The sequence below is a fragment of the Gaetbulibacter sp. M235 genome (assembly GCF_043876835.1).
GTDB lineage: Bacteria > Bacteroidota > Bacteroidia > Flavobacteriales > Flavobacteriaceae > Yeosuana.
Genome location: NZ_JBAWJZ010000010.1, coordinates 67774 through 86285, shown reverse-complemented (window position 1 = coordinate 86285; position 18512 = coordinate 67774). Strand labels below are relative to the sequence as shown.

General features: G+C 32.0%; 19 protein-coding genes. 13 read left to right on the top strand and 6 right to left on the bottom strand.

The window, feature by feature from the left end:
* The gene (alaS, locus tag V8G69_RS14670) at window positions 1-2613 is read right to left on the bottom strand and encodes an alanine--tRNA ligase (RefSeq protein ID WP_394882838.1); all 2613 of its coding nucleotides are present in this window, start codon (window positions 2611-2613) and stop codon (window positions 1-3) included.
* Between the two features lie 217 nt (window positions 2614-2830).
* Here alaS and V8G69_RS14665 point away from each other — a divergent pair, with 217 nt between their 5' ends.
* The 5 genes from V8G69_RS14665 (at window position 2831) to V8G69_RS14645 (ending at window position 6044) form a co-directional block, all read left to right on the top strand.
* Window positions 2831-3802 carry a M23 family metallopeptidase gene (locus V8G69_RS14665; protein ID WP_394882837.1) on the top strand — a complete coding sequence of 324 codons (972 nt, stop codon included), beginning with the start codon at window positions 2831-2833 and terminating at the stop codon, window positions 3800-3802.
* Window positions 3802-4131: a MerR family transcriptional regulator gene (locus tag V8G69_RS14660; RefSeq protein WP_394882835.1), complete on the top strand. Its 330-nt coding sequence runs from the start codon at window positions 3802-3804 to the stop codon at window positions 4129-4131. The genes V8G69_RS14665 and V8G69_RS14660 overlap by 1 nt, the downstream gene beginning before the upstream one ends.
* 64 nt (window positions 4132-4195) lie before the next feature.
* Window positions 4196-4795, top strand: coding sequence for a LemA family protein (locus tag V8G69_RS14655; RefSeq protein WP_394882834.1), 600 nt, complete (start codon window positions 4196-4198; stop codon window positions 4793-4795).
* A gap of 5 nt (window positions 4796-4800) precedes the next feature.
* Window positions 4801-5238, top strand: coding sequence for a TPM domain-containing protein (locus V8G69_RS14650; RefSeq protein ID WP_394882833.1), 438 nt, complete (start codon window positions 4801-4803; stop codon window positions 5236-5238).
* On the top strand, window positions 5238-6044 hold the full coding sequence (locus V8G69_RS14645) for a TPM domain-containing protein (protein ID WP_394882831.1): 807 nt from the start codon (window positions 5238-5240) through the stop codon (window positions 6042-6044). The genes V8G69_RS14650 and V8G69_RS14645 overlap by 1 nt, the downstream gene beginning before the upstream one ends.
* 50 nt (window positions 6045-6094) lie before the next feature.
* Here the strand turns inward: V8G69_RS14645 and der are convergent, their stop codons facing one another.
* A complete protein-coding gene (der, locus tag V8G69_RS14640; protein WP_394882830.1) occupies window positions 6095-7399 on the bottom strand; it encodes a ribosome biogenesis GTPase Der in 1305 nt (434 codons plus the stop codon).
* Window positions 7400-7476: 77 nt separating this feature from the next.
* On the opposite strand from der, the gene V8G69_RS14635 reads away from it, so the two are divergent.
* Both V8G69_RS14635 and V8G69_RS14630 read left to right on the top strand, forming a co-directional pair.
* Window positions 7477-7971 (top strand): GTP-binding protein, encoded by a 495-nt coding sequence (locus V8G69_RS14635; RefSeq protein ID WP_394882829.1) that lies wholly within the window; start codon window positions 7477-7479, stop codon window positions 7969-7971.
* Window positions 7972-8031: 60 nt separating this feature from the next.
* Window positions 8032-8763 carry an SIMPL domain-containing protein gene (locus V8G69_RS14630; RefSeq protein WP_394882828.1) on the top strand — a complete coding sequence of 244 codons (732 nt, stop codon included), beginning with the start codon at window positions 8032-8034 and terminating at the stop codon, window positions 8761-8763.
* Here the strand turns inward: V8G69_RS14630 and era are convergent, their stop codons facing one another.
* Together era and V8G69_RS14620 are read right to left on the bottom strand one after the other, a co-directional pair.
* Window positions 8764-9648, bottom strand: coding sequence for a GTPase Era (gene era, locus V8G69_RS14625; RefSeq protein ID WP_394882826.1), 885 nt, complete (start codon window positions 9646-9648; stop codon window positions 8764-8766). It abuts the gene before it with no gap.
* A gap of 129 nt (window positions 9649-9777) precedes the next feature.
* On the bottom strand, window positions 9778-10506 hold the full coding sequence (locus V8G69_RS14620; protein WP_394882825.1) for an FKBP-type peptidyl-prolyl cis-trans isomerase: 729 nt from the start codon (window positions 10504-10506) through the stop codon (window positions 9778-9780).
* Between the two features lie 200 nt (window positions 10507-10706).
* Here V8G69_RS14620 and V8G69_RS14615 point away from each other — a divergent pair, with 200 nt between their 5' ends.
* Window positions 10707-10859: a hypothetical protein gene (locus tag V8G69_RS14615; protein ID WP_394882824.1), complete on the top strand. Its 153-nt coding sequence runs from the start codon at window positions 10707-10709 to the stop codon at window positions 10857-10859.
* A gap of 89 nt (window positions 10860-10948) precedes the next feature.
* On the opposite strand, the gene V8G69_RS14610 is transcribed toward V8G69_RS14615, so the two are convergent.
* A complete protein-coding gene (locus V8G69_RS14610; RefSeq protein ID WP_394882823.1) occupies window positions 10949-13042 on the bottom strand; it encodes a TonB-dependent receptor in 2094 nt (697 codons plus the stop codon).
* An 83-nt stretch (window positions 13043-13125) separates the two neighbouring features.
* Window positions 13126-13500, bottom strand: coding sequence for a hypothetical protein (locus tag V8G69_RS14605; protein ID WP_394882822.1), 375 nt, complete (start codon window positions 13498-13500; stop codon window positions 13126-13128).
* A 197-nt stretch (window positions 13501-13697) separates the two neighbouring features.
* On the opposite strand from V8G69_RS14605, the gene V8G69_RS14600 reads away from it, so the two are divergent.
* From V8G69_RS14600 to V8G69_RS14580, 5 genes are all read left to right on the top strand, one after another.
* On the top strand, window positions 13698-14210 hold the full coding sequence (locus V8G69_RS14600) for a DUF2202 domain-containing protein (protein ID WP_394882821.1): 513 nt from the start codon (window positions 13698-13700) through the stop codon (window positions 14208-14210).
* 88 nt (window positions 14211-14298) lie between these two features.
* Window positions 14299-15630, top strand: a complete 1332-nt coding sequence (locus V8G69_RS14595; RefSeq protein ID WP_394882819.1) for a cytochrome ubiquinol oxidase subunit I — start codon at window positions 14299-14301, stop codon at window positions 15628-15630.
* Window positions 15631-15632: 2 nt separating this feature from the next.
* On the top strand, window positions 15633-16709 hold the full coding sequence (gene cydB / locus V8G69_RS14590; protein ID WP_394882818.1) for a cytochrome d ubiquinol oxidase subunit II: 1077 nt from the start codon (window positions 15633-15635) through the stop codon (window positions 16707-16709).
* A gap of 115 nt (window positions 16710-16824) precedes the next feature.
* The gene (locus tag V8G69_RS14585; protein ID WP_394882817.1) at window positions 16825-18282 is read left to right on the top strand and encodes an NAD(P)/FAD-dependent oxidoreductase; all 1458 of its coding nucleotides are present in this window, start codon (window positions 16825-16827) and stop codon (window positions 18280-18282) included.
* 12 nt (window positions 18283-18294) lie between these two features.
* The gene (locus tag V8G69_RS14580) at window positions 18295-18429 is read left to right on the top strand and encodes a hypothetical protein (RefSeq protein ID WP_262886928.1); all 135 of its coding nucleotides are present in this window, start codon (window positions 18295-18297) and stop codon (window positions 18427-18429) included.
* Window positions 18430-18512 lie beyond the last annotated feature (83 nt).

Below are 18512 nucleotides of genomic sequence, written 5' to 3'. Positions count from 1 at the left end.
TTAATTAATAAATTCTTTTGCTTTTTCTAAAGCCTCAGGAATACCCTTTGGGTTTTTACCTCCTGCCGTAGCAAAAAACGGTTGTCCGCCGCCGCCGCCTTGAATATACTTTCCTAGTTCTCTTACTACCAATCCGGCATTCAGTCCTTTACCTGCTACTAATTCTTTAGAAATATAGCATGTTAGCATCGCTTTTCCATCTTGTTCTGTACCAAAAAGCAAAAACAAATTATCAAATTGGCTACCCAATTCAAAAGCAACATCTTTTATTGCAGAAGCTTCTAAATCTAATTCTTTAGCTAAAAATTGAACACCATTAATTTCTGTTAATTCGTTTTTTAAGTCTCCTTTAATATTTTTTGCTTTTTCTTTTAACAAGATTTCAATCTGCTTTTTAAGATTTGCGTTTTCTTCCTGCAAACTTATAAGAGCTTTTACAGGTTCTTTTGCATTATTAAGCAAATCCTTCATTTCATAAAAAGTTCTATTATTTTCATGATAAAAATCTTTAACAGCATCGTTTGTAATAGCTTCTATACGACGAATTCCTGCTGCAACTGCCCCTTCAGAAACAATTTTAAAATGCCAGATATCTCCGGTGTTTTTAACATGTGTTCCTCCGCAAAGTTCTATAGACTGCCCAAAACGTATAGCTCTTACTGTATCGCCATATTTCTCACCAAACAAAGCCATAGCACCTTCGTCAATTGCCTGTTGCATTGGTATATTCCGTTTTTCAATTAATGGCAATTTCCCTTCAATTCTTGCATTTACAAAATTTTCAACATCGCGTAATTCTTCAGTCGTTAATTTTGAAAAATGGGAAAAATCAAAACGTAAATGTTTAGAATGAACAGCGCTCCCTTTTTGTTCTACATGGGTTCCTAAAATTTCTCTAAGAGCTTGGTGAAGTAAGTGGGTTGCCGTATGATTGCATTCTGTTCTATAGCGTTGTTTTTCGTCTACAACCGCTTTAAAACTTTCGTTTATATGTTTTGGTAAATTTTTTGAAAAGTGAATGATGACATTATTTTCCTTTTTGGTATCAACAATATAAATTACATCACCATGAACATCCTCAAGATAACCTTTATCGCCTACTTGTCCGCCACCCTCAGGGTAAAACGGAGTAATATTAAAAACCAACTGATACATTTCTCCTTCCTTTTTAGAAGTGACTTTTCTGTATCGAGTTAATTTTACCTGTGTTTCTAAGGTATCGTAACCAACAAATTCTTCAACAGCATCATCTATTAAAATCGTCCAATCATCAGTAGACATTTCGCTAGCTGCACGCGAACGATTTTTTTGTTTTTGCATTTCTGAATGAAACCCAGTTTCATCAATTTGCAATCCTTTCTCTCTAAGAATTAAGGATGTCAAATCGAAAGGGAAACCATAAGTATCGTACAATTCAAATGCTTTTTCACCTGAAATAATTTCTTCATTAGACTCCTCAACAATTCTATTTAACAAAACAAGTCCTTGATCTAAGGTTCTTAAAAAGGATTGTTCTTCTTCGCGAATCACATTTTCAATAAGATGCTTTTGAGATTTTAATTCCGGAAATGCTATCCCCATTTTTTCACTCAATACATCAACCAATCTGTATATAAATGGCTCTTTTTGGTTTAAAAATGTAAAACTATAGCGAATCGCTCTTCTTAAAATTCTACGAATGACATAACCAGCACCTGTATTACTTGGTAATTGTCCGTCGGCAATTGAAAATGCTACGGCACGCACATGATCTGAAATGACACGTATGGCAACATCAATTTTTTCATCTGTCCCATATTCTTTATCTGCAATAGTTTCTATCTCTCTAATAATTGGCGTAAAAACATCCGTATCATAATTTGATTGAACACCTTGTAATACCATACAAAGTCTTTCAAATCCCATTCCGGTATCAATATGCTTGTTAGGTAAACTTTCAAGCGACCCATTGGCTTTTCGGTTATACTGCATGAAAACCAAATTCCAGATTTCAACGACTTGTGGATGATCTTTATTAACCAAATCTTTACCCGAAATTTTAGCTTTTTCTTCAGCAGAGCGGATATCAACATGAATTTCACTGCAAGGCCCACAAGGTCCTTGGTCACCCATTTCCCAGAAGTTATCTTTTTTATTTCCTTTTAAAATGCGGTCTTCAGAAATAAATTGTTTCCATAAATCATAAGCTTCCGTGTCCATTGGAAGTTTATCATCTTCGCTTCCTTCAAAAACAGTCACATAAAGAATATCTTTATCAATTTTATAAACTTTAGTCAATAATTCCCACGCCCACGCAATAGCTTCTTTTTTAAAATAATCGCCAAAACTCCAGTTTCCCAACATTTCAAAAAGTGTGTGATGATAGGTATCATAACCCACTTCTTCTAAATCATTATGCTTACCAGAAACGCGCAAACACTTTTGAGTATCTGCAATTCTGTTGTTTTTTGGCTTAGCATTTCCTAAAAAGTATTCTTTAAAAGGTGCCATTCCTGAATTAACAAACATTAAAGTCGGGTCATCTTTTAAAACCATAGGAGCAGATGGCACAATGCTATGATTTTTTTCTTCAAAAAAACTTAAAAATTTAGAGCGAATATCTTGAGATTTCATCTATATAAAATGGTTACTGTATTGTAAAATTATATTAATTGCAAAACAATTTTTATATTTACTCTCATTTTTTATTTAAAATTTTAGAGAGTGTGAACCTACAATTATAACAACATGTTATTATTGTTATAATATTTTTGTAGGTTTGGTCGTTTGCAAGTAATATTAATGATAAATTGCATGTTAAACAAAGTGCAAAAATAGTATAATTTAAGTAATGAGTAAGGTAAAATATTATTACGATTCAGAATCGCTTTCTTACCGAAAAATAGAACGCAAAAAAAGAACAACCATTAAATATGCTTTCATGTTTTTGTTGTCTTCTTCGCTTTTTGGGTTTTTATTTGTATTCATTGCCAGTCAATATGTTGAGTCTCCTAAAGAGCGTGCTCTTAAAAGAGAATTGCAAAACGCTCAACTTCAATTTCAATTATTAAATAAAAAAATGACAGAAGCAGAAGCTGTTTTAGCTAATGTTGCTGACAGAGATAATAACATATATCGCGTATATTTTGAAGCTAATCCAATTCCAGATGAGCAAAGAAAAGCTGGTTTTGGAGGTATTAACAGATATAAAGATTTAGAGGGCTTTGATAACTCTAAATTAATTATTGAGAGTAATAAACGCCTAGATATTCTTCAAAAGCAAATAGTTGTGCAATCAAAATCACTTGATGAAATAGCTATATTGGCAGAAGAAAAAGAAAAACTTTTGGCAGCAATACCTGCCATACAACCTGTACGCAATGAAGATTTAAAACGTATGGCTTCTGGTTACGGTATGCGTTCTGACCCTTTTACCAAGGCAAGAAAAATGCATTGGGGTATGGATTTTTCTGCACCTAGAGGCACACCAATTTATGCTACTGGAGATGGTGTTGTAGAACGTGCTGATAATGCTGCAACTGGTTATGGAAACCATATTAGAATTAATCATGGTTATGGATATGTTAGTTTGTACGGACATTTATACAAGTATAATGTTAAAAAAAACCAGAAAGTAAAACGTGGCGACCTCATAGGTTTTGTTGGTAGTACAGGCCGTTCAGAAGCACCGCATTGCCATTATGAGATTTTTAAAGATGGACAGAGAATAAATCCTATCAACTTTTACTACGGTAGTTTAACCGCTGAAGAATTTAACGAGATGCTAGAACATGCTTCATTAGAAAACCAATCATTAGACTAATGCATATAGAGCTACCAGATAAACGATATTATGGCATTGGCGAAGTTGCAGAGGCTTTTGGTGTAAACACCTCATTAATTAGGTTTTGGGAAAAGGAATTTGATGCTTTAAAACCAAAAAAAAATGCCAAGGGAAACAGAAAATTTACACCCGAAGACATTAAAAACCTTAAGCTTATTTTTCATTTAGTTAAAGAGCGCGGTTTCACTCTTGAAGGTGCTAAGACTCATCTTAAAGAAGAAAAGCAAAAAACACTTAATAACTTCGAAATTATCACTAAATTAGAGGATATAAAATCTCAACTTATCAAAATTAAAAGCGAGTTGTAACATTTTTACAACTTGCACTACTAATAGTGAAACAATAAAACTAACTTTTTAAAATCACCTTATTATGAAAAAATGGCTGATTCCAGTAATTATAATTGTTGTTATAATTTTTGGCGTATACAGATGGGCTGTTGGATTTAACAATACTGCAGTAAAGCTAAATGAAAATGTTAGCGAAGCTTGGGGAAATGTTCAAACATCATATCAACGTAGAAATGATCTTATTGGAAATCTTGTAAATACGGTAAAAGGTGCTGCTGATTTTGAAAAAAGCACTCTGACTGCAGTCATAGAAGCTCGATCAAAAGCAACACAAACAACTATCGACCCAACTAATATTACTCCAGAACAACTTAAACAATTCAATGAAGCTCAAGGAGGTTTAAGCAGTGCTTTATCAAGACTTTTGGTAACTGTAGAACGTTATCCTGAATTGAAGGCCAATGAAAATTTCTTAAAACTTCAGGACGAATTAACAAGTACAGAAAATACCATTCAAACAGCCAGAACACGATATAACGAAGCTATTAAACCTTTTAATAATCACGTAAAAACGTTCCCAAACTCATTATTAGCTGGTTTATTTAATTTTGAAGGAAAACCTTATTTTGATGCTGAAGCTGGTGCTGAAAAGCCGGTTGATGTAGAATTTGATTTTAACTAGAAACCATGTCTAAAGTAGAAGATTTCCTTTCAGAACATGAAGAACAGGAAATCATTGAAGCCATTAGAAAAGCAGAGTTAAATACATCTGGTGAAATTCGTGTGCACATTGAGAAAACCTCTGAAACAGACCCTTTCAACCGTGCTTTAGAAGTATTTCATTACCTAAAAATGGATAATACCAAAGAACAAAATGGAGTCCTTATTTACGTTGCCGTAAAAGATAAAACCTTTGTAATTTATGGCGATAAAGGAATTAATGAAGTAGTACCTACTAATTTTTGGGATAACACTAAAGATATTATGCAGTCTCATTTTAAATCAGGTAATTTCAAACAAGGACTTGTTGAAGGTATTTTAAAAGCCGGAGAAGAATTAGAAAAACATTTTCCTTGGCAACGTGGTGATATCAATGAACTCTCTGATGAAATTTCTAAAGGCTAATGCTTAAATTTAAACACACATCACTTATTTTTTCTCTTTTATTGAGTTTATGCTTTATACAAATAGCAAGAGCTCAATTTGATATCCCTGAAATTCCCAAAGAACAAACCAGTGTTTATGATTATATAAACCTGCTTTCAAATTCAGAAAAAAGTGCTTTAGAAAATAAACTTATTAAATATTCTGATACCACTTCAACACAAATTGTGGTAGTTATTATTGGCACAACAAAAGGAGAAAACATTGGTTTACTGGCTCCAAAATGGGCCCAAAAATGGGGTGTTGGACAAGCAAAAGAAGATAATGGTGTTTTTATTTTATTGGCCAGAGAAGATAGAAAAATATGGATTTCTCCCGGTTATGGTGTAGAAGATAGATTAACTGCTGGTATTGTTGGAGAACTAACAAGAAATATAATTATCCCAGAATTTAAAAAAGGTGATTATTACCAAGGCTTGAACAAAGGTGTTGATACCATTTTTGATATTTTAACTGGAGCCTATCATGGCAGCAGAAAAGTTGACTCACCATCTTTTCCTCCACAATTAATCTTTATTTTATTTATCATATTTATAATTATTATTATTTCAATATCAAAAAACAAACGCGATGGTGGTGGCAAAGGTGGTAACAGGCACAAAGGTTTTGATATTTGGGATGCCATTATTTTAAGCAACTTGGGCAGAGGCAGTTTTGGTGGACAATCATCATCAGGTGGCTGGGGCGGAAGTTCTGGTGGTGGTGGCTTTGGTGGAGGCTTCGGCGGCGGCGGTTTCTCTGGTGGTGGTGCTGGTGGAAGCTGGTAATACTTATCTTATTTTTTAATAACCTTTTACCAACTTCAACAAACAAAAAATTATTTCTTACGCATATAAACACTTATTGGCACACCATGAAAATCAAAATGCTCTCGTAATTTGTTTTCAAGAAAACGTTTATATGGCTCCTTTACATATTGAGGCAAATTACAGAAAAATGCAAATTGAGGTTGCGGTGTTGGCAACTGCATAATGTATTTAATCTTTACATATTTACCTTTAAGAGCTGGCGGCGGATAACTTTCTATGATTGGTAAAAACAATTCATTAAGCTTACTTGTCTTTATTTTCTTAGACCTGTTGTTATAAACCTCAACAGCTGTTTCTACAGCCTTATAAACACGTTGTTTGGTTAATGCAGAAACAAATACAATTGGCACATCTGTAAAAGGTTCTATTTGTTTTCTAATGACCTTTTCGTATTCTACAGTAGATTTATTGTCCTTTTCAACCAAATCCCATTTATTAACTAATATAACAATGCCTTTACGGTTGCGTTCTGCTAACCAAAAAATATTTTGTTCTTGCCCATCAAACCCTCTGGTTGCGTCTAATACAAGAATACAAACGTCACAGTTTTCAATAGCACGAATACTACGCATTACAGAATAAAACTCTAAATCTTCCTTAACTTTTGATTTTCTTCTAATTCCAGCCGTATCTACTAAATTAAACTCAAAGCCAAAACTGTTATATTTTGTATCAATAGAATCCCGAGTTGTACCAGCTATATCTGTTACTATATATCTGTTTTCACCAATTAAAGCATTTATAAATGAAGATTTACCCGCATTTGGACGACCAACAACTGCAAATCGAGGCAGGTTTTCTTCAACCACTTCTTCTTTTTCTGGCAAAGCCTTAACTAAAGCATCTAATAAGTCGCCTGTACCACTACCATTAATACTTGCAATGGTGTAATATTCCCCTAAACCTAATGAGTAAAACTCAACGGCATCTTCAGCTCTTTTAGCGTTATCAACTTTATTTATAACCAAAAACACAGGCTTACTTACTTTTCGTAATAAGTTGGCAACATCTTCATCCATTCCAGTAACGCCAGATTCAACATCAACCATAAAAATGATAGCATCAGCTTCATCAATGGCTAATTCTACCTGTTTATCAATTTCGGCTTCAAATATATCATCACTTCCTAACACATAACCGCCTGTATCAATAAGCGAAAATTCTTTCCCATTCCAATCACTTTTTCCGTAATGGCGATCTCTTGTAACTCCACTTACCGCATCAACAATGGCTTCTCTTCGTTGAATTAAACGATTGAAAAATGTTGACTTCCCTACATTTGGACGTCCTACTATAGCAACTATATTACTCATAATCTTTAAATTGTCTGCAAAGGTAGTGTTTACTCTTTGAAAAAAATAGTATTTTAATCTCCTTAAAACAAAACTAAATGTCAACAACCAATACTATTGTGTTACGGCCTCGTTTTAAAATAAATTTAGAGCGCCACAATGAAGACGTTTTACAAACTTTTGAAAACGCAAAAAAAACACAAAACAACTTTATTGTAAACCGTATAGACGACCATGTTTTTATAAAATTCCCTAAAGAAAAGCAACATTTTTGGTCGCCTCAATTACATCTTGAAATTAATGAAGTTGATGATAAATCCTGTGTAGTTCACGGATTATTTGGACCAAATCCAACAGTTTGGACCTTATTTATGTTTTTACACTTTATGGTTGCAGGTCTATTTATTGCATTTAGCATTTGGGCTTATACAAACTGGTCATTAAAAAACAGTTATTCTTTACAAGTTAGTATGATGATTTTTATGGTGATAGCTTGGTTTGTGCTATACTTTGGTGGTAGTATAGGAAAAGCTTCCAGCAAACATGAAATGCACGAGCTAAATAATTTTATGAATAAAACTCTAAGTTTATAAAATACCCGTATATATATTAAATTTCAACTTTTTTAAATCACTTTTTAATTGTTATTACTTATGAAAAATAATCTTAGCGCAATCATTTTCGGACTTGCAATCATTATCGGGGCTTACTTATTAGGCAATGCTTATATGAATAGAAATAAAGTGGATGGCACCATTTCTGTAACTGGTTTAGGAAATGCAGATTTTACTTCAGATCTTATTGTTTGGGAAGGCTCTTTTTCTAAGGAAAGTAGTAATCTTGAAAAGGCATACAGTGATCTTGAAAAGGATAAAAAAATAATTTCCGAATACCTTCTATCTAAAGGCATAACCAATAAAGAATTGGTTTTTAATGCAGTAAACAGCAGAAAAAATATGCAAGCAAAATATACAGTCGATGGAAAATATATTGGCGACGAGTTTTTAGGGTACGTTTTAACCCAGTCTTTACAAATTGATTCTAAAAATGTTGAAAAAGTAGAAAGTATTTCAAGAGAAATTACAGAACTTTTGAATAAAGGAATTCAATTTTATTCTCAGGCACCAAGGTATTATTACACCAAATTGGCCGATTTAAAAATTGAAATGATCTCTAAAGCTACCGCTGATGCCAGAACAAGAGCAGACATGATAGCTAAAAACTCCGGTGGAAAATTAGGGGAATTAATTTCTGCTAAAATGGGTATTTTTCAAATTACTGGTCAAAATTCCAATGAAGATTATTCTTGGGGTGGCACTTATAACACCGATTCAAAAGAAAAAACAGCTTCTATAACCATGAAGCTTGATTATAACGTTGATTAATTATTTTTGATTGTAACCAAAACGTTTCAATTGGTTAACATTGGATCGCCAGTTCTTGTTTACCTTAACATACAGTTCTATATGAATTTGTTTACCAAAGAATTTTTCTAAATCTTTTCTGGCTTCTACTCCAACACGTTTTAAAGCACTTCCTTTATGACCTATAATAATTCCTTTTTGAGTGTCACGTTCAACCATAATTACTGAACGTACTCTAATAATGTTATCTTCTTCAAAAAACTCTTCGGTATCAACCTCAACAGCGTATGGAATTTCTTTTTTATAATGAAGCAAAATCTTTTCTCTTATGGTTTCATTAATAAAAAATCGCTCAGGTTTATCTGTTAACTGGTCTTTTGGATAAAATGCAGGCGATTCTGGAAGTAACTCAATAATTCTATTAAACACTTCTTTAATATTAAACCCTTCTAATGCAGAAATTGGGAAAATCTCAGCATTTGGCACTTTCTCAGACCAAAGCTGAACTTGACTTTCAAGTTGCTCTTGATTAGATTTATCTATTTTATTTAAGAGTAAAAGAACTGGAATTGTTGAATTAGTAATCTTATTAAAAAAGGCTTCGTCCTTTAATTCCTGCTCTCCAATTTCAACCATATAAAGCAGTACATCGGCATCCTCAAAAGCAGACTTAACAAAATCCATCATAGATTCTTGCAGTTCATAAGCTGGTTTAATAATTCCAGGCGTATCTGACAAGACTACTTGAAAATCTTCTCCATTCACAATTCCTAAAATACGATGTCTTGTGGTTTGAGCTTTTGATGTAATGATGGATAATTTCTCTCCAACAAAAGCATTCATTAAAGTAGATTTACCCACATTTGGATTTCCAATAATATTTACAAAACCTGCTTTATGACTCATGCCTTCATTTTTTTCAAGGTACAAAGTTACAACCTTGTTTTGGTAATTTAGTTATGATATTGCTATAAACAAAAAAAACAGGAAGTAAAACCTCCTGTTTATATTTGAAAAATAGAGTGTTTAAATATATTATTTAACAATTTCTAAAAGTTCAACTTCAAATACTAAAGCAGAAAATGGCTTAATTGCTCCACCTGGACGAGGAAACGCGCCATATGCTAAATCTTGAGGTATGAAAAATTTATATTTTGAACCAACTGGCATTAACTGTAAACCTTCTGTCCAACCTTTAATTACTTGACCAACACCAAATTGAGTTGGCTCTCCTCTATCAACTGAACTATCAAACACAGTTCCATCTATTAATGTTCCGTGGTAGTGTACTTTTACTCTTGAAGCAGCTGTTGGTTTTTCACCAGTACCTTCTTTCTCAACTATATATTGCAAACCACTTGCTGTAGTTTTTACACCTGCTTTAGTTTTGTTTTCTTCTAAGAATTTTTCGCCTGCAACTTTATTGTCGTTAAATTGTTCTTCTGCTTTTGCCAAATCTTCTGCTTGTCTTTTAGCTCTTTCTGCCTCTTGCTTTTTTCTAAAATAAGTACTTAAAATTTCCTGTACTTTTTCTTTTTCAATTAAAAGATTTGTTGAATCCAAAGTATTTCTAAATCCTTGAATAAAAAGATCTGTATCCAATTCAGAAACATTAGTTTGAACATTACGTGCTACATCCATTCCAATAGCATAACTTAATGAGTCAATTTCTGTATCCAATGATTTTTTGGTAACACCTTGGCTATTGCAAGAAGACACTATAGTAGTTAAAAATACAACTGCTAAAAACTTGATTAATTTCATTTGTTTTATTTGTTTAAAATTTTGAACAAAAATAACAAATTTTAAATGAGAAAAGCAGTAGCTTATGTTACAATTTTCATAAATAAAGATAAGAATAGACGCTTAATTTATGAATACTTTTAATTATCTAACAAAAGTCATATATAAAAACACACTCAATCTCTATCTTTATAGATAAACTTATCTAAAATACTAAACTCATGTTATCACAAAACATAGCATTCTATAGTTGGACAAATGGCGCCATCATGATTGCCGTATTTGGAATTGTTTGCCTTTCATTAATTGGTATTCTTATTAATTTTATGATGGGTGGAAAGAAAAAAGAAGATAATGAAAAAAACGTAGAATAACTGGGCTTTTAGCATTTCTATTTTTCATCATTATCTTCTTCATTTTTAGATTTAACTTAAAAGAACCTCTAAAATAAGGCTCTTTTAAGTTAGAATTTCTTTTGGATAAACACCGTTATATTTCTCCCTGGTTCTGTAATTGGAACCGTTCCAAAATCTGCTTGGTTATTAAATGAAAAGTTTAAATGATCATGATACGTTTGATCAAATACATTTAAAACAGCTACTCCTAAAGACACATTTTTGAAAGGTTTTACTCCAAAACGAAGATTTAAAGTTTCATAACCCGCTGTTTCAATTTCACCAAAACTTTTAGCAATATTATACTGTTTACTATTGATATTATATTGTGCATTAGCCCAAACCTTATCTTTTTCAAAACCTGCTGTAAGCATCATGTTAAATGGAGGAATAAGTGGCAAAGATTCATTTAAATCTTTGTTTTTAGCATATACATAAGCTGCCTCAGCTTTAAAATAATAATCGTTTAAAAAATCTAATTTCCCCATGACTTCAAAACCTGTTTTATAAGCTTTGTCTAAATTTTGAAAAACTTTAGGATGAACTGGCTGTAATGTTGGCATATATTTTCTTGTTAAACTAGCGTCTTCCAGGGCGACTATGTAATTATCAAAAAACGAATAGTAAAAAGAGGTTTCATAACTAAATTTATTGAACCCATTGCTTAAATTTTCATACCCTTTAAAACCTAATTCAAATTGATTGTTTACTTCAGCCTTTAAATTAGGATTTCCTATATATTCATAAGCATCTTGCCCTACTGTAAAATGATTAATAAAACGCTCAATCATATTTGCTGATCGCACTCCTCTTCCAAAAGCTGCTTCAATTGTAAAGTTTTCAGATACTATTTTTTTTATTGAGACAGTAGTGCTTATGTTTTCTTCGGTTCTCTTTCTTAACATATACATAGCATCAAAATCTGCTTCTGGATCTTTAATATCAGAAGTTACAATATCCATGCGTAATCCAGCTGTTAAAATAGTAGAACTATTAACAGACCATTTAGCTTCGGTAAACAAGCCTATGTCATCTATATAAGAATCTTGCCATACTTTATCATGAAACAATTTAGGTGTTGGCAACACCATGCCATTCATTATTTTTACTTCTCTATCTCTACCTCCATCTCTTGCTATATGCATAAAATCTATTCCTGAAAAAACATTTAGCTTACTTGCTGGTTTCCAGTTTAACTCAACTTTTCCACCAATAGTTGTTGCTTCAACGGCAGATGACGCTCCAGTCATCATAAAAGATGGTCTCATATTATTTGACATTAAATGATCTACATAACTATAATATGTTTTAGCCGTAATAGACTTTAAAACATCTCCAATATTTGACCATTTATAATCTAATGACAAAATACTGCTGTTATCATAATCAGTATCCATTGGCAAACCTGCATGCAACACATCTCTACCAAAAGATTGTCTCCAATGGGCTTGTAAACGTTGGCTATCAGTAAAATTATACCCTAATTTTAAACCATAATCTGTACTTCTAAATGACGAAGGAATTTCGGTTTGACTTCCGTCTTCATAATTTCCAAAATCCCTGTAACCAACATTCCCAACGATATCATAAGAATCTGCAATTTGCTGTAACTGCAGCATGGTTACATATGAATTTCCATTAGACTCATAACCGCCTGAGACTTTCCCATGAAAACCTACTTCTTCTAAATTTGGTTTGCCGGTTACAATGTTTATAACACCTCCAAAAGTTGCTCCGTAACGTACAGTATATGGCCCTTTAATAATTTCAATTTTTGAAACTTCTTCTGGAATTATGTGTGTTGTAATAGGATCCATTCTATTTGGGCAAGCGTTCATGGCTTTTGTTCCTCCATCATATTGAATATTTAATTGTTCATATTGTGATGCCCTGAATGATGGATCAGTAGCATAATTTCCTCGCTTTATAACCGAAAAACCATTGATATTATTAAATAAATCGGCTACATTTTTAGGTTGAACAATATTTTTTTGATAGTCGTTAGACACTTGAGTAAGCACTGGATCTGTAATTGAATTTCCTGTTACTAAAATCTCATCAAGCTGCACTACTTTTTGTGCAATGGTATCTTTGGCTTTATCTTGTGAAAAAGACATAGCATAAATAAGCATGCAAAATAGCACACTATAAAATGTTCTCATTTTTTATTGTTTAAAAATTGAAATAAATAGATTATCAAAAGAGGATTCAACATCTTTTGAATTATAATTTAAAAATGTGAGAACTAAACTTGAGGTGGATGATCAAAAGCCTTCGCTAGCGAATAAGCATATAAATTATTATAATTAATTTTTTGAACTTTTATTGATGAACTATTTACAAATTCATACTTTGTTGGTTCAACTACATATAATAAAATTTCTTTAAAATTAACATACTTAAAAGGCAGTTTGTCATCGTTAGTATTATTTTCTACAACCTTTTTTAAATGACATTTACCATTACACTGCATTTCTGGTTTGTCCTTATTTTCACAAAGCCTTTCAATAAAATCAGAGGTGTCTAAATAATAATACCCATAAGTAAAAGACACACTTAAACTATTAAATAAAATAGTTGAAGTGAGCACAAATGATAATATGGTTGTAGCTATTTTCAATTATGCAAAATTATAATATTAAAGTCAAAATTAGGGTACATTATATCATTTCTATTCTAAGTTTTTTCAAATATGAGGTCAATATTGAAAAGATTGCGTAACTCAGGTTACTAAACACTTAAAAAAACTAAAGTACTTTTATACAACATTTACTTTTTCATTCAATTCACTTCGAAAAAAATCAAAATTAAAGAGCCATGAAACATGTAATTTTTAAACTTTCAATTCTCATTATTTCAATAGGATGGATAAATGTTTTTAGTCAAGTATCAAGTATTTCAAACCAAGAAATTAACGATATGAAATATATGCTGGAAGAAGAAAAAGTAGCTCGCGATGTTTATGAATTTTTAGATACCAAATGGAATTTAATGGTTTTTAATAATATCAAGCAAAGTGAACAACAACATATGGATATGATGGAATATTTATTAAATATCAATAAAATATCATATAAGCTAAGTGATAAATGCGGTGTATTCTATAATGAACATTTACAAAAAATGTACAATGATTTAATTGAAAAAGGTTCAAAATCAAAATATGATGCTTTAGAAGTTGGTAAAACCATTGAAGTTACAGACATAGCAGACTTAGAAAATGCTGTAAAGAACACTTCAAATTCAGATATAAATACTGTGTATTCAAGGTTATTATTTGCTTCAAATAACCATTTGCGTGCTTTTAACAGAAACTTATCAAGATTTTAAAATTTAACACTGTCCATTAATCAAATTAATTTATAAATACAGCTATTTAATTAGCTGTGTTGTATTTTTGAAAAAATAAAATATTACAATGGAAGACATGCTCTTTTATGACAGAATGCAATTTGCGTTCACTATCACCTTTCATTACTTATTTCCACAATTAACTATGGGATTATCCTTAATAATTGTGTATTTTAAATGGAAATTCTTAAAAACCAAAATTGACAAATACAACGATGCAGCCAAATTCTGGATGAAAATCTTTGCCTTGAATTTTGCCATGGGTGTTGTAACTGGCATTCCAATGGAATTTCAATTTGGAACCAATTGGGCCAAATTTTCTGAACTCACCGGAGGTATAATTGGTCAAACTTTAGCTATGGAAGGGATGTTCTCTTTCTTTTTGGAATCATCTTTTTTAGGTTTATTCCTTTTTGGCGAAAAATTATTAGGACACAAACTTCATTTTATTACTGGATTTTTAGTGTTTTTAGGATCTTGGGCTAGTGGCTTTTTAATTATTGCCACACATTCATGGATGCAATATCCTGTTGGTTATGAAGTTTTAGAAAACGGAAAATTTGTTCTCAATAATTTTGGGGCTTTGTTTAGTAATCCTTGGTTATGGCCTTCATATTTTCATAATCAGGCGGCTTCACTTGTCACATCGTCTTTTGTTGTAGCATCTATTGGAGCTTTTTACATTTTAAATAATAAGCATAGTGAGTTTGGTAAATTGTTTGTAAAAACCGGTGTTGTGTTCGGTTTAATTTCTTCATTATTAGTTGCATTTCCAACGGGTGATTTAGCTGCAAAAAACGTAGTAAAACATCAGCCGGTAACTTTTGCAGCTATGGAAGGCATTTTTGAAACTGAAAAAGGTGGTTCTGAAATTGTTTTAATTGGACAGCCTAATATGTTGGAAAAAAAATTGGACAACAAAATTGCCGTACCCAATATTTTAAGTTTTTTAACCTATCAAAAATGGGATGCAGAAATAAAAGGATTGAATGAATTTGATAAAAAAGATTATCCTACAAACATTCCCGGTTTATATTATAGCTATCATATCATGGTTGGATTAGGAACCATTTTTATAGGGTTAATGTTACTTGCCACGGTTCAATTATTCAGAAAAAAATTATATAAAACCAAATGGATTTTATGGACAATTATGTTTATGATACCTTTTCCTTATATAGCAAATACAACTGGTTGGTACACTGCAGAATTGGGCAGACAACCTTGGTTGGTTTATAACTTATTAAGAACCGTTAATGGAGCTTCTCCAACAGTTTCATCGGGCAATACGCTATTTACTCTATTGGGTTTTATAGGGTTATACATATTGCTTGGTTTACTTTTTGTTATGTTAGCTGGAAAAATTATTAATAAAGGACCTGAAATTATAAAACACTAATTATGGAATTATTTTGGTATCTCGTTTTAATGCTAATGTTAGCTGTGTATTTAATACTGGACGGTTATGATTTTGGGGCTGGAATTATCCATTTATTTTTTGCTAAAACCGAAAAAGATAAAAAAGCAATAACAAGTGCCATTGGTCCTTTTTGGGATGCGAATGAAGTTTGGCTTATTGCAGCTGGTGGTGTTTTATTTTTTGCATTTCCAACTTTATATGCTTCTTCTTTTAGTGGTTTTTACTTACCTCTGATTATGATTTTATGGTTGTTGATTTTTAGAGCCATTGGTTTAGAGTTAAGAGGACAAGTAAAAAACTCCATGTGGGAAAGTGTTTGGGATAAATCCTTTGGAATTGCTAGTTTACTTTTAGCATTATTTTTTGGAATTGCCTTAGGAAACATTGTAAGAGGAGTCAATCTGGGAAACGTAACAAATGGCATTTCAACACAAGAAGCACATTATTTCTTTTTACCTTTATGGAATTCTACTTTTAGCCCACATCCAGAACATTTAGGAATTATTGATTGGTTCACCATTTTATTAGGCGTAGTTGCCGTTGTTGCTATAACTATTCACGGTGCCAACTGGATTATTTTTAAAACCAATTCAAGTTTGAATAACAAATTGAAAGATGTTGTTTTTAAATTAAATTTTGTGCTGCTTCTTTTAGTAATTATATCATTATCGATTTGGCATATTATAGAGCCTAAGCCTTTTCATAATTTCATTCAAATGCCTTGGCTTTTTATTTTTCCAATTATAACCTTTACAGGACTTTTTGGGTTATTTAAAATTAGATCTTTCAAAAAGGATGGATCTGGATTTGTCTTTTCGTCTTTATTTTTATTTGGTGGATTTGCAGCTACAGCAGCATCAATTTTCCCAAAAGTATTACCATCAACCAATGATGTTAATCCTGCATTAACTATTTACAATGTTGCTGCGCATGAATATGGTTTATCAGTAGGCTTAAATTGGTTCTTTATCGCATTACTTCTAGTTGTGGTTTATTTCACTATTCAATACAAAGTTTTCAAAGGAAAAATGGATGATGTTGGATATGGAGACCATTAAAAAATAAATTTTTTAGAAACAAAAATCAGCAATCAATTATTTTCTTTTATATGTAACATTTGTAACAGGAAAACTTATTTTATCAAAGTACATTTGAGAAACTAAACCATTAAATATGTCTAAAATAGTTGTTCTAGGAGCCGGTATCTCTGGTCATGTGGCTGCTTCTCATTTAAGAAGAAAGTTATCAAAAGAGCATGAGGTAATTGTGGTTTCTCCCAACAGTAATTATCAATGGATACCTTCAAATATATGGGTTGGAATTGGTAGAATGTCATCTAAAAAAATACTCTTCCCATTAGCCCCTTTATACAAAAAGAAAGGCATAGACTTTAAACAAGCCAAAGCCATAAGTTTTCATCCAGAAGGAGATGAAAAAGAGAGCAAACCATATGTTGTAGCTGAATATGTTACTGGAGAGAAACAAGGAAATCAAGAAAAAATTACTTACGATTATTTAATAAATGCAACAGGGCCTAAATTAAATTTTGAAGCGACCAATGGTTTAATCCCTGGTAAAAATAAAACCTACTCTGTTTGCACCTATACACATGCAGAACATGCTTGGGATGGCTTGAATAAAGTTATTCAAGAAATGAAGCAAGGCAAAAAAGCTAAAATCCTAATTGGTACTGGTCATGCCAAAGCAACCTGTCAAGGTGCTGCCTTTGAATATATTTTGAATGTTGAACAAGAATTACGTCGCCATAAAATACGTGACATGGCAGAAATCACTTGGATATCTAACGAGTTTAAATTAGGAGATTTTGGGATGGACGGTATGCTGATGAGTTATGGCTCTATTACTATGAAATCAAGTGAAATGGTAGAAATGATTTTTGAAGACAGAGATATTAAATGGATTCTTGGAGCAGGCGTAAACAAAATTGAAAACGGTCTAGCTCAATATGAAAATTTAGACGGAGAAACAAAAACAAAAGCATATGATTTTGCCATGTTAATCCCATCATTTTCAGGGCATGGATTTAAAGCTTTCGATAAAAACAATCAAGATATAACTGATAAATTATTTAAAGGATTTATGATTGTTGATGCTGACTATACTCCAAAACCATATGAAGAATGGACTGTTCAAGACTGGCCAGAGACTTATCAAAACCCTAGCTATCCAAATATTTTTGCTCCAGGTATAGCATTTGCACCGCCACATACTATTTCTAAACCAAGAAAAAGTAAAAACGGAACAGAAATATTTCCTTCACCACCTAGAACAGGAATGCCTTCGGGTATTACTGCAAAATTAGTAGCAGATAACATTATTGATTCAATTAAAAGTGGAAAAGAATCTTTAAAACACAAAGGTTCTATGGGAAATATGGGAGCAGCCTGTATTGCTTCAGCAGGTTACGGTTTGTTAGACGGAAGTGGCATCAGCATCACTACCTTTCCTATTATACCTGATTATATAAAATATTCAAAAACACAAGGAAGACATCTTGGAAAAACCTTTGGCTCTATTGGGTTAGCAGGTCATTGGTTAAAACTAGCATTGCATTATGCCTTTATTTATAAAGCAAAAATGAAACCTCTTTGGTGGTTAATTCCCGAATAAAAAACAAAAATTATGAGAAGAATTTCACCTATACAACGATTCAAAATGATGAATCCCATAATACAACTTTTTAAATTTTTTATATTAAGTATAAAAGTCATGGTTATTGTTGCCGGTGGACATGGCGGCACGAGAAAAGTAAATTAGCCTCTGTGATTGGTTAATTTTTTGTTGTTTGGTTTTTAAAAAAGCAATCTTTTGGATTTAAAGATTGCTTTTTTTTCAAAAAT

Coding starts and splice junctions, on each gene's coding strand:
- V8G69_RS14655 (WP_394882834.1), top strand. CDS start 4,196: ATGAAAAAATGGCTGATTCCAGTAATTATAATTGTTGTTATAATTTTT.
- alaS (WP_394882838.1), bottom strand. CDS start 2,613: ATGAAATCTCAAGATATTCGCTCTAAATTTTTAAGTTTTTTTGAAGAA.
- V8G69_RS14665 (WP_394882837.1), top strand. CDS start 2,831: ATGAGTAAGGTAAAATATTATTACGATTCAGAATCGCTTTCTTACCGA.
- V8G69_RS14660 (WP_394882835.1), top strand. CDS start 3,802: ATGCATATAGAGCTACCAGATAAACGATATTATGGCATTGGCGAAGTT.
- V8G69_RS14645 (WP_394882831.1), top strand. CDS start 5,238: ATGCTTAAATTTAAACACACATCACTTATTTTTTCTCTTTTATTGAGT.
- cydB (WP_394882818.1), top strand. CDS start 15,633: ATGGAATTATTTTGGTATCTCGTTTTAATGCTAATGTTAGCTGTGTAT.
- V8G69_RS14600 (WP_394882821.1), top strand. CDS start 13,698: ATGAAACATGTAATTTTTAAACTTTCAATTCTCATTATTTCAATAGGA.
- V8G69_RS14610 (WP_394882823.1), bottom strand. CDS start 13,042: ATGAGAACATTTTATAGTGTGCTATTTTGCATGCTTATTTATGCTATG.
- V8G69_RS14620 (WP_394882825.1), bottom strand. CDS start 10,506: ATGAAATTAATCAAGTTTTTAGCAGTTGTATTTTTAACTACTATAGTG.
- V8G69_RS14595 (WP_394882819.1), top strand. CDS start 14,299: ATGGAAGACATGCTCTTTTATGACAGAATGCAATTTGCGTTCACTATC.
- V8G69_RS14635 (WP_394882829.1), top strand. CDS start 7,477: ATGTCAACAACCAATACTATTGTGTTACGGCCTCGTTTTAAAATAAAT.
- der (WP_394882830.1), bottom strand. CDS start 7,399: ATGAGTAATATAGTTGCTATAGTAGGACGTCCAAATGTAGGGAAGTCA.
- V8G69_RS14585 (WP_394882817.1), top strand. CDS start 16,825: ATGTCTAAAATAGTTGTTCTAGGAGCCGGTATCTCTGGTCATGTGGCT.
- era (WP_394882826.1), bottom strand. CDS start 9,648: ATGAGTCATAAAGCAGGTTTTGTAAATATTATTGGAAATCCAAATGTG.
- V8G69_RS14580 (WP_262886928.1), top strand. CDS start 18,295: ATGAGAAGAATTTCACCTATACAACGATTCAAAATGATGAATCCCATA.
- V8G69_RS14630 (WP_394882828.1), top strand. CDS start 8,032: ATGAAAAATAATCTTAGCGCAATCATTTTCGGACTTGCAATCATTATC.
- V8G69_RS14615 (WP_394882824.1), top strand. CDS start 10,707: ATGTTATCACAAAACATAGCATTCTATAGTTGGACAAATGGCGCCATC.
- V8G69_RS14650 (WP_394882833.1), top strand. CDS start 4,801: ATGTCTAAAGTAGAAGATTTCCTTTCAGAACATGAAGAACAGGAAATC.